At 43.0% G+C, this 9,706-nt stretch carries 10 protein-coding genes; all 10 read left to right on the forward strand.

From position 1 onward, the window contains the following. Window positions 1–403 precede the first annotated feature (403 nt). Window positions 404–1,195 (forward strand): 23S rRNA (guanosine(2251)-2'-O)-methyltransferase RlmB, encoded by a 792-nt coding sequence (gene rlmB / locus ACWJAF_RS13520; RefSeq protein WP_448864638.1) that lies wholly within the window; start codon window positions 404–406, stop codon window positions 1,193–1,195. 172 nt (window positions 1,196–1,367) lie between these two features. Continuing rightward, complete coding sequence (locus tag ACWJAF_RS13525) at window positions 1,368–1,817, forward strand: NfeD family protein (RefSeq protein WP_448864640.1); 450 nt, start codon at window positions 1,368–1,370, stop codon at window positions 1,815–1,817. A 2-nt stretch (window positions 1,818–1,819) separates the two neighbouring features. Next, on the forward strand, window positions 1,820–2,767 hold the full coding sequence (locus ACWJAF_RS13530; RefSeq protein WP_448864641.1) for an SPFH domain-containing protein: 948 nt from the start codon (window positions 1,820–1,822) through the stop codon (window positions 2,765–2,767). Between the two features lie 95 nt (window positions 2,768–2,862). Beyond that, window positions 2,863–3,858, forward strand: coding sequence for an ornithine carbamoyltransferase (gene argF / locus ACWJAF_RS13535; protein ID WP_448864643.1), 996 nt, complete (start codon window positions 2,863–2,865; stop codon window positions 3,856–3,858). A gap of 15 nt (window positions 3,859–3,873) precedes the next feature. Beyond that, on the forward strand, window positions 3,874–4,854 hold the full coding sequence (locus ACWJAF_RS13540) for a biotin--[acetyl-CoA-carboxylase] ligase (protein WP_448864645.1): 981 nt from the start codon (window positions 3,874–3,876) through the stop codon (window positions 4,852–4,854). Continuing rightward, window positions 4,847–5,242 carry a DUF6145 family protein gene (locus tag ACWJAF_RS13545; RefSeq protein WP_296033505.1) on the forward strand — a complete coding sequence of 132 codons (396 nt, stop codon included), beginning with the start codon at window positions 4,847–4,849 and terminating at the stop codon, window positions 5,240–5,242. Before ACWJAF_RS13540 ends, ACWJAF_RS13545 begins: the two co-directional genes overlap by 8 nt. Continuing rightward, on the forward strand, window positions 5,230–6,006 hold the full coding sequence (locus tag ACWJAF_RS13550; protein WP_296033503.1) for a type III pantothenate kinase: 777 nt from the start codon (window positions 5,230–5,232) through the stop codon (window positions 6,004–6,006). The genes ACWJAF_RS13545 and ACWJAF_RS13550 overlap by 13 nt, the downstream gene beginning before the upstream one ends. Window positions 6,007–6,205: 199 nt before the next feature. After that, entirely contained in the window at window positions 6,206–7,162 is a 957-nt protein-coding gene (gene dusB, locus ACWJAF_RS13555; RefSeq protein ID WP_296033502.1) for a tRNA dihydrouridine synthase DusB, read from the forward strand. A 261-nt stretch (window positions 7,163–7,423) separates the two neighbouring features. Beyond that, window positions 7,424–7,906: a transcription elongation factor GreA gene (greA, locus tag ACWJAF_RS13560; protein ID WP_296033500.1), complete on the forward strand. Its 483-nt coding sequence runs from the start codon at window positions 7,424–7,426 to the stop codon at window positions 7,904–7,906. 94 nt (window positions 7,907–8,000) lie between these two features. Beyond that, window positions 8,001–9,706, forward strand: a 1,706-nt coding sequence (lysS, locus tag ACWJAF_RS13565) for a lysine--tRNA ligase (protein ID WP_448864648.1), incomplete at its 3' end; no start/stop codon positions are given.

The following is a 9,706-nucleotide window of genomic DNA, read 5'->3' on the forward strand; positions in this document are numbered from 1 at the left end:
TCCATAACTGGGTAAAAATGAATCGCGGGGCACGCGAGGATAGCTTGTAGATACTTGGCTCAGTAGAGCCATTGAGCAAGAAGCCCTCACTTCAAAATCTGTGATTTAAGTGGTGGGAGCATGTCACCATGGAAGAATAAAAATCATAGGCTAGTTACCGGTTAAAGATCACCGTCTAACCATTTGATGATGAAGTGGCAAACTACACCAGCCATAACGGTGATAATGAATGATATCAAGAAATCCATAAAAACACCTCCTTTCTGTAACTTGTGTTGGAGGCGGTAACAAATACATCATAGTATAATATAAAATAATATACTATACTTAAAAATGTACAACATAAAAATAATATATTATGCTATGATAAGATAAATAATTAAGAAAACGAGGAACAACACATATGATTACAAGCACATCCAACGCCAGAGTCAAACGTCTGGTGAATTTAAAAAAGAAAAGAAAACTAAGAGACGAAGAGGGAGTATTTCTGGTAGAAGGCATCCGCATGTTCCGTGAAGTACCGGTTGAAAAGTTAAGAGAAGTGTATGTATCCGAATCATTTTACAAAAAAGAAAAAGATACGGTAAAAGAAGTCCTGAAAGATGCCAAAGTAAGAGTAGAAGAACTGACGGATACCGTATTCGCCCATGCATCAGACACAAAGACACCGCAGGGAATCCTGTGTGTGGTGGAACAGATGAACCATGAGGTAAAAGAACTGACAGAAGTGCAGTGTCCGCTGATTATGGTGCTGGACCATCTGCAGGATCCGGGGAACATGGGAACCATTTTGCGTACGGCAGAAGGAGCCGGCGTAACCGGAATCCTGATGGATAGGGAATGCGTGGATATTTACAATCCAAAGACTATCCGGTCGACGATGGGATCTGTATACCGTATGCCGTTTGTCTATGTAGAGGATCTTGGAAAGAGCATTCAGGAACTAAAAGACCAGGGAATCACAACCTACGCAGCGCATCTGGAAGGCAGAAACTCTTATGATAAAGAAGACCTGAAAAAACCATGTGCATTCCTGATTGGAAATGAAGGGAATGGTCTCAGAAGAGAAATTGCAGATATGGCAGACTGCTATATCAAAATCCCGATGCTTGGTCAGGTAGAATCGTTAAATGCAGCGATTGCAGCGTCTGTACTGATGTTTGAAGCGGCGAGACAGAGAAGAAATATGTAAGAAACGCTGACGAGGATTTCATACAGATACAGGTGCGGTAAAAAGACAAAATATAAAGGACAAAATTAGATACAATCCTGTCATTTCGCCGAAGAAAATTGCTTTCTTTAGCGGAGTATAGTAATATAGTTGGCAAGAGATACTATTGGTTGAGACAAAGAAAGGACAGCGTATGAAAGTAATCTATTGGCTGGCGATATTCATTGTCCTTCTGATTATTGAGATTGTAACTATGGGGCTTACGACCATCTGGTTTGCCGGAGGTGCGGCCATGGCATTTCTGACCGGACTGGTGGGATTCGGCATATGGATCCAGGTTGGTGTATTCATAGTAGTTTCAACAGTACTGCTTGTACTGACAAGACCGATTGCGGTGAAGTATTTTAATCAGGAGAGGCAGAAGACGAATGCAGAAGGTCTGATTGGGCAGCAGGCACTTGTCACAGAAGACATCGATACGATCAAGGCCAAAGGACAGGTAGAGATCCGGGGACAGATCTGGTCGGCAAAGACGGATGAACCGGATGGAAAGATTCAGAAGAATACGATTGTTGTAGTCAACGGGATTCAGGGCGTAAAACTCATCGTAAGGGAAAAAGGTGAGCAGCCGGGAAAGGAGTAACTATGATTTTAGGTTTGATTTTATTGATTATTGTGATCTGTGTGGTGATCTCCTGCGTAAAAGTTGTAAGGCAGGCGCAGGCACTTGTTATTGAAAGACTCGGAGCCTATCAGGCAACATGGGGAACCGGACTGCATTTTAAGGTGCCGATTCTGGACCGTGTGGCAAGAAGAGTGGATTTAAAAGAGCAGGTTGTTGATTTTGCACCACAGCCGGTAATCACAAAAGACAATGTAACGATGCGGATTGATACGGTTGTGTTCTACCAGATTACAGATCCGAAGATGTTCTGCTACGGTGTTGCCAATCCGATCATGGCCATTGAGAACCTGACAGCAACAACACTGCGTAATATTATCGGAGATCTGGAATTAGACCAGACACTGACATCCAGAGAGACGATCAATACAAAGATGAGAGCATCCCTTGATGTTGCCACCGACCCTTGGGGAATCAAAGTAAACCGTGTAGAACTTAAGAACATCATTCCACCTGCAGCTATTCAGGATGCGATGGAAAAACAGATGAAAGCAGAGCGTGAACGCCGCGAAGCAATTCTTCGTGCAGAAGGAGAGAAAAAGTCAACCATTCTTGTGGCAGAAGGTCACAAAGAATCTGCAATCCTGGATGCGGAAGCAGAGAAGCAGGCAGCTATCTTAAGAGCGGAAGCCCGTAAGGAAGCAACTATCCGTGAAGCAGAAGGTAAAGCAGAAGCAATTGCAAAAGTACAGAAAGCAAATGCAGACGGTATCCGTTTCCTGAAAGAAGCAGGAGCAGATGAAGCAGTTCTTACGATGAAGAGTCTGGAAGCATTTGCCAAGGCTGCGGATGGAAAAGCAACGAAGATCATTATCCCGTCCGAGATTCAGGGGATTGCAGGACTGGTCAAATCCGTGACAGAGATTGCAGCGGATGCTGGTGATGACAAAGCGGAAAAAGGAGAGGAATAGATAAAATGAGTGATGGCCGGACAGCTGTCACACAAAAGACGGCGGATAAAAGATAAGAGACAAAAGATAGTAGATAAAAAGCGAGGTATAATACAATGGATTTGAAAGGAAGAAATTTTCTGACACTGAAAGATTTTACACCAGAGGAGATCACTTATATGATCGATCTCGCGGCAGATTTAAAAGAAAAGAAGAAAAAAGGAATTCCGGTAGATAAGTACAGAGGAATGAATGTTGCTCTGATCTTTGAAAAGACAAGTACAAGAACACGCTGCGCATTTGAAGTTGCAGCACATGATATGGGGATGGGAACCACATATCTTGATCCATCTGGATCCCAGATTGGAAAGAAAGAAAGTATCGAAGATACAGCAAGAGTACTTGGAAGAATGTTCGACGGAATCGAATACCGTGGATTCGGTCAGGAAATCGTAGAAGACCTTGCAAAATATGCCGGAGTTCCAGTATGGAACGGACTGACCAATGAATACCACCCAACACAGATGCTGGCAGATATGCTGACTATCCGTGAGCACTTCGGACATCTGGAAGGAATCAAGCTTGTATACATGGGAGATGCCAGATACAACATGGGTAACTCTCTGATGATCGCTTGTGCAAAACTTGGAATGCACTTTGTAGCATGCACTTCAAAGAATTACTTCCCGAATGAAGAACTGGTAGAGACATGCAGAGGCTATGCAAAAGAAAGTGGCGCTATGATCACACTGACAGAAGATATCGAAAGCGGAACAAAAGGCGCAGATGTTATCTACACAGATGTATGGGTATCCATGGGTGAGCCGGACGAAGTATGGGAAGAACGTATCCGTGAATTATCACCATACAAAGTAACGAAGAAAGTAATGGAAAATGCAGGAGAACAGGCAATCTTCTTACACTGCCTGCCGGCATTCCATGATCTGAAGACCAAGATCGGCAAGCAGATTCATGACAAATTCGGCCTTGATGACATGGAAGTTACAGATGAGGTATTCGAGTCTCCACAGTCAAAAGTATTTGATGAGGCTGAAAACCGTATGCATACGATCAAAGCAGTAATGGTTGCAACACTTGGCGAGAGAGAGTAGGCAGATAAGAGCATTATGAAATCAGAGATATTACGTTTGTTAAAAGAAAGTAATACATACATTTCCGGACAACAATTGTGCGAACAGTTCCAGGTGTCAAGAACGGCAGTCTGGAAAGTGATCGATCAGTTGAAAAAAGAAGGATACCAGATAGAGGCGGTGCGCAACAAGGGCTACCGCCTTATCGACAGTCCGGATGTGATGTCAAAGGCTGAGATTGAAAGTCTCATGGATACAAAGTGGGCAGGAAGCAATGTTGTCTATTATGATGAGATAGATTCGACAAATAACCGTGCCAAAGAGGCGGGAGATAACAAGGCCCCGCAAGGAACATTGTTCGTGGCAGATATGCAAGTCGCAGGAAAAGGCCGCCGCGGCCGCGTGTGGCAGTCGCCGGCAGGAAGCAGTATCTATATGACGATCTTACTGTATCCGGAGATCTCGCCGCTGAAAGCTCCGCAGCTGACACTTGTGATGGCAATTGCTGTGGCAGAGGGCATTAAGGAAGTAACCGGACTTGATACCAAAATCAAGTGGCCGAATGACATCGTAGTAAATGGACGGAAAATCTGTGGAATCCTGACAGAGATGAGTACGGAGATTGATTATATCAATCATGTAGTCATTGGAGCAGGCATTAATGTCAACCAGGATGACTTCCCGGAGGATATCAGGAAGACTGCTTCGTCGCTTAAGATGGAACTTGGTAAACAGGTGAAACGTTCGGAACTAATTGCAGCGATTATGAAAAGCTTTGAAAAGGACTATGAGATATTTGTGAAGACAGAAGATCTGTCGGGATTGCAGGAGCTTTATAATTCGATGCTGGTTAACCTGGACCGGGATGTAAAAGTACTGGAACCGGGTAATGAATACGAAGCACATGCGCTCGGAATTAACAAGACCGGAGAGCTGATCGTAAGGACAGCTGAGGGAGAAGAAAAAGAGATATATGCCGGAGAAGTATCGGTAAGAGGAGTATATGGATATGTATGATGGAAAAGTAGTGCTTTGCGGAGCCAATTCCTATGAAGAAAAATATTATCTGAATCCGGATTTTGAACAGCTTCCGGAAGATGTAAAAAATGAATTAAAGATCATGTGCGTACTCTATGTACATGATGTGGGAGGAATCCTGACACTGGTATATGAAGAAGACGGAGAATTGTGCTTTGAAGTTACATGTGAAGACTTTGATCCGACATTCGATGATATCGGAAGTCAGTTAAAGATCAAGCAGCTGCAAAGAGAGAAGCAGGATCTTCTGCAGGCATTGCAGTTATATTACCGTGTATTCTTCCTTGGAGAAGATGTAAATCTTGAAGACGGGGAAGATACGGAAAAAGAAAGAGAAAAAGCAGGAGGAACAGTATGCTTCTGGTAATAGATGTAGGAAATACCAATATTACACTTGGGGTATTTGATGGAGAAGAATTATTCGGCACATTCCGGATAAAGACAAAGCAGCCAAGAACATCAGATGAATATGGAATTACATTACAGGAACTGGTAGAAAGACATGGAATTGAAAGTTCAAGGATCAATGCGGTAATTATCGCATCTGTAGTTCCGGATGTGATGCATTCATTAGGTAGTGCGATCATTAAGTATTTTGGAGTAAAACCGGTGGTTGTATCGGCTGGAATTAAGACCGGTATCCGTATTGTAACTGAGAATCCAAGACAGGTTGGACCGGACCGTATCGTAGACGCAGTAGGTGCGTATTCGGAATATGGTGGACCGACGATTGTAGTAGATTATGGAACAGCAACCACATTTGACATCATAGGACCGGATGGTACATTTGAAGCGGGTGTGATTGCACCGGGAATCCGTACATCTGCCCAGTCGCTCTGGGGAGAAGCAGATATGCTTCCGGCAATTGAGATCAAGAAACCAGAGACAATCCTTGCAAAAGAGACGATCTCTGCGATGCAGGCAGGGCTGGTATATGGTCAGATCGGTCAGACAGAATATATTATCAAATGTCTGAGAGAAGAATCCGGATACAAAGATGCAAAAGTAGTGGCAACCGGCGGACTTGGCAAGATCATTGCAAATGAAACAGATATGATTGATATCTATGATTCGGAATTGACATTAAAGGGACTTCGTTTTATATACGAGAAAAATAAAAGAACAAAGTAAGAAACATATTGCAAATGTAAGTTAGATGAAAATGAGCAGCATTTTGTGCAAATATGATTGCGGCAGCCGAAAGTGTATCTGAAAAAAGGCTGACCGGCGGTATTTGCACAGAGTGCTACTCATTTCTTATTCGGAATTTTCAGAATCACGTATATAGCGAACGTATTCTGCAGGAATAAAAATAACAGGAGTAGGAAAGATGAAAATCGGGAATGTTAATCTGGCAAATCCATATATTCTTGCGCCAATGGCCGGAGTAACGGATCTGCCGTTCAGACTACTTTGCAAAGAACAAGGAGCAGGACTTCTCTGCATGGAGATGATCAGCGCCAAAGCTTTGCAATATAAGAATAAAAATACAAAAGCATTACTTGCAATCCACCCGGAGGAATATCCGGTGTCATTACAGCTCTTTGGATCGGATCCGAAGATCATGAGTGAGATGGCAAAGATGATCGAGGAACTGCCATTTCAGATTCTGGATATCAATATGGGCTGTCCGGTACCAAAGGTGGTGCGAAATGGAGAAGGCTCTGCACTCATGAAGAATCCAAAGCTAGTATATGAGATCGTGTCAGCAGTATCAAAAGCAATTGAAAAACCTGTGACAGTAAAGATCAGAAAAGGATTTGATGATGACAGTATCAATGCAGTGGAGATCGCAAAGATCATAGAAGAAGCCGGGGGTGCAGCAGTTGCTGTACACGGAAGAACCAGAGAACAGTATTATTCTGGTAAGGCGGACTGGGACATTATCCGTCAGGTAAAAGAAGCGGTATCCATTCCGGTAATCGGAAATGGCGATGTGACGTCCGGAGAGATGGCACTTCAGATGCGGAGAGAAACAGGCTGTGACGGGGTGATGATCGGAAGAGGCGCCCAGGGAAATCCGTGGATTTTTCATGAGCTTCAGGAATACGAAAGAACAGGCGTTGTTCCACCAAGACCGACACCGGAACAGATCAAAGAAACGATGCTGCGTCATGCAAGACTTCAGATTGAGTTCAAAGGAGATTTTATCGGAATAAGGGAGATGCGAAAGCATGTAGCCTGGTATACGAAAGGAATGAAAGGCTCTGCGAAACTCAGGGATGCGATCAATCAGGTAGAGTCTTACGAGGAATTGGAAGAGCTTCTTGACCGGGCAATTGTGTAGCGGATAGCCGGAAAGGAAGAGCATTTGAACACTGTTTTTGGCCGGGGATGAAAAAAGCTGTTGAAAAGGACAAAGAAATGCCGGAAACAGGCAGAAAATAAGCGTTTCCGCCCGATAAAAACATTGACATAAAACAGGCATTTATGTATAATAATGAAATTGTGAAAGTATCTTTATTCTATGACATATAAAACATTTAGATAGATGATTCAGACAGAAAATTGTCAGGATAATAGTGGGAAAAGAAAGGAAGCAAAACACATGGAAGCAAAGAAGAAATTACTTACTTATGCTGGTTTAAAAGCACTGGAAGATGAACTTGAGAACCTCAAGGTTGTAAAACGTAGAGAGATCGCTCAGAAGATCAAAGAAGCAAGAGAACAGGGGGACTTATCAGAGAATGCTGAGTACGATGCAGCAAAAGATGAGCAGAGAGACATCGAAGCACGTATCGAAGAGCTGGAAGGTATCCTTAAGAATGCAGAAGTAGTAGTAGAAGAAGAAGTTGACTTCGATAAGATCAATATCGGATGTACAGTAAAAGTATTCGACATCACATTTGACGAAGAGATGGAATTCAAACTGGTTGGATCTACAGAGGCGAACAGTCTGGAAGGAAAGATCTCCAATGAATCACCAGTTGGCCAGGCTCTGATGGGCAAGAAGATAGGGGATGTCGTAACTGTAGAAACACAGGCAGGAGTAATGGAGTACAAAGTACTGGACATCAGCCGTTCATTATAAGAGACAGGCGGACACCCGTCGAAGAATAACCAGGATACACTCAGGCCTCTCTTATAAGAGAGGTCTGAATTCGGATAAGGAAGGAGAATATAAAGTGGCTAAGCAGCAGAACAATGGACAGGAACAGGACGTAAACCAGTTAAGAAAGGTTCGTCGTGACAAATTAGCAGAACTGCAGCAGAACGGAAAAGACCCGTTCCAGATTACAAAATTCGATCAGACACATCATTCACTTGAAGTGAAAAGTCTGTATGAAGCACATGAGGCAGAACTTTTAAAAGATCATCAGACACCAGATGTAGAAGGTATGGATGAAGAACAGGCAAAAGAGATTCTGAAGAAAGATTATGAAGAAAGAAGAAGCATCATGGATGCCAATCCGATTCATGTATCAATCGCAGGACGTATGATGTTCAAGAGAGTTATGGGTAAGGCTTCATTCTGCAATATCCAGGATCTTCAGGGAAGCATCCAGGTATATGTTGCAAGAGATGCAATCGGAACAGATTCTTATGCAGATTTCAAACGTTCTGATATCGGTGATATTTTCGGACTGGAGGGATTCGCTTTCAGAACAAGAACAGGGGAAATCTCTATCCATGCAGAGAAGATGACACTTCTTTCCAAGAGTTTACAAATCCTTCCGGAGAAGTTCCATGGATTAACAGATACAGATACACGTTACCGTCAGAGATACGTAGACCTGATCATGAACCCAGAGTCAAAAGAGACATTTATCAAACGTTCAAAGATCATCAAAGAGATCCGTAACTTCTTAGATGGACGCGGATTCATGGAAGTTGAGACTCCGATGCTTGTAAGCAATGCAGGTGGAGCAGCTGCAAGACCATTTGAGACACATTATAATGCACTGAACGAAGATGTAAAACTCCGTATTTCCCTGGAATTATATCTGAAGAGACTGATCGTCGGAGGACTTGAGAGAGTATACGAGATCGGACGAGTATTCCGTAACGAAGGTGTAGATACACGTCATAACCCTGAATTTACACTGATGGAATTATACCAGGCATATACAGACTATGAAGGAATGATGGAACTGACAGAGAGTATGTTCCGTTACCTCGCAGAAAAAGTATGCGGAAGCGCAGTAATCAGCTACAACGGAACAGTCATCGATATGGCAAAACCATTCGAAAGAATCTCCATGATCGATGCAGTTAAGAAGTATGCAGGTGTTGACTTCGCAGAAGTTAAGACAGACGAAGAAGCAAAAGCATTAGCAGACGAGCATCACGTAGAATATGAAGAACGTCATAAGAAGGGGGATATCCTGAACCTGTTCTTCGATGAGTTCTGCGAAGAGAAGATGATCCAGCCTACATTTGTAACAGATCATCCAATCGAGATCTCACCACTGACAAAGAAGAATCCGGAAGATCCAAACTACGTAGAGCGTTTTGAATTATATGTATACGGACGTGAGATGTGTAACGCATACTCAGAGTTAAATGACCCAATCGACCAGAGAGAACGTTTTGCAGCACAGGAAGAAGCATTTGCAGCTGGTGATGAAGAAGCGAACCACACAGATGAAGACTTCCTGAACGCACTGGAGATCGGTATGCCGCCAACAGGTGGAATCGGATACGGAATCGACAGACTGGTAATGTTATTGACTGACGCTCAGGCAATCCGCGATGTTTTATTATTCCCGACAATGAAGACCCTGAATGATGTAAATAAGAAAAATGATGTAAAATCTAAGGCTACTGAAGAAGTGAAAGCAGAGCCTGAAAAGATTGATTTTTCTAAGGTAAAGATTGAGCCTTTGTTTGA

The sequence above is a fragment of the Dorea sp. genome (assembly GCF_977044405.1).

Excerpts from the sequence above, each read along its gene's own strand:
- rlmB (WP_448864638.1), top strand. The coding sequence starts at position 404 with ATGATTACAAGCACATCCAACGCCAGAGTCAAACGTCTGGTGAATTTA.
- ACWJAF_RS13525 (WP_448864640.1), top strand. The coding sequence starts at position 1,368 with ATGAAAGTAATCTATTGGCTGGCGATATTCATTGTCCTTCTGATTATT.
- ACWJAF_RS13530 (WP_448864641.1), top strand. The coding sequence starts at position 1,820 with ATGATTTTAGGTTTGATTTTATTGATTATTGTGATCTGTGTGGTGATC.
- argF (WP_448864643.1), top strand. The coding sequence starts at position 2,863 with ATGGATTTGAAAGGAAGAAATTTTCTGACACTGAAAGATTTTACACCA.
- ACWJAF_RS13540 (WP_448864645.1), top strand. The coding sequence starts at position 3,874 with ATGAAATCAGAGATATTACGTTTGTTAAAAGAAAGTAATACATACATT.
- ACWJAF_RS13545 (WP_296033505.1), top strand. The coding sequence starts at position 4,847 with ATGTATGATGGAAAAGTAGTGCTTTGCGGAGCCAATTCCTATGAAGAA.
- ACWJAF_RS13550 (WP_296033503.1), top strand. The coding sequence starts at position 5,230 with ATGCTTCTGGTAATAGATGTAGGAAATACCAATATTACACTTGGGGTA.
- dusB (WP_296033502.1), top strand. The coding sequence starts at position 6,206 with ATGAAAATCGGGAATGTTAATCTGGCAAATCCATATATTCTTGCGCCA.
- greA (WP_296033500.1), top strand. The coding sequence starts at position 7,424 with ATGGAAGCAAAGAAGAAATTACTTACTTATGCTGGTTTAAAAGCACTG.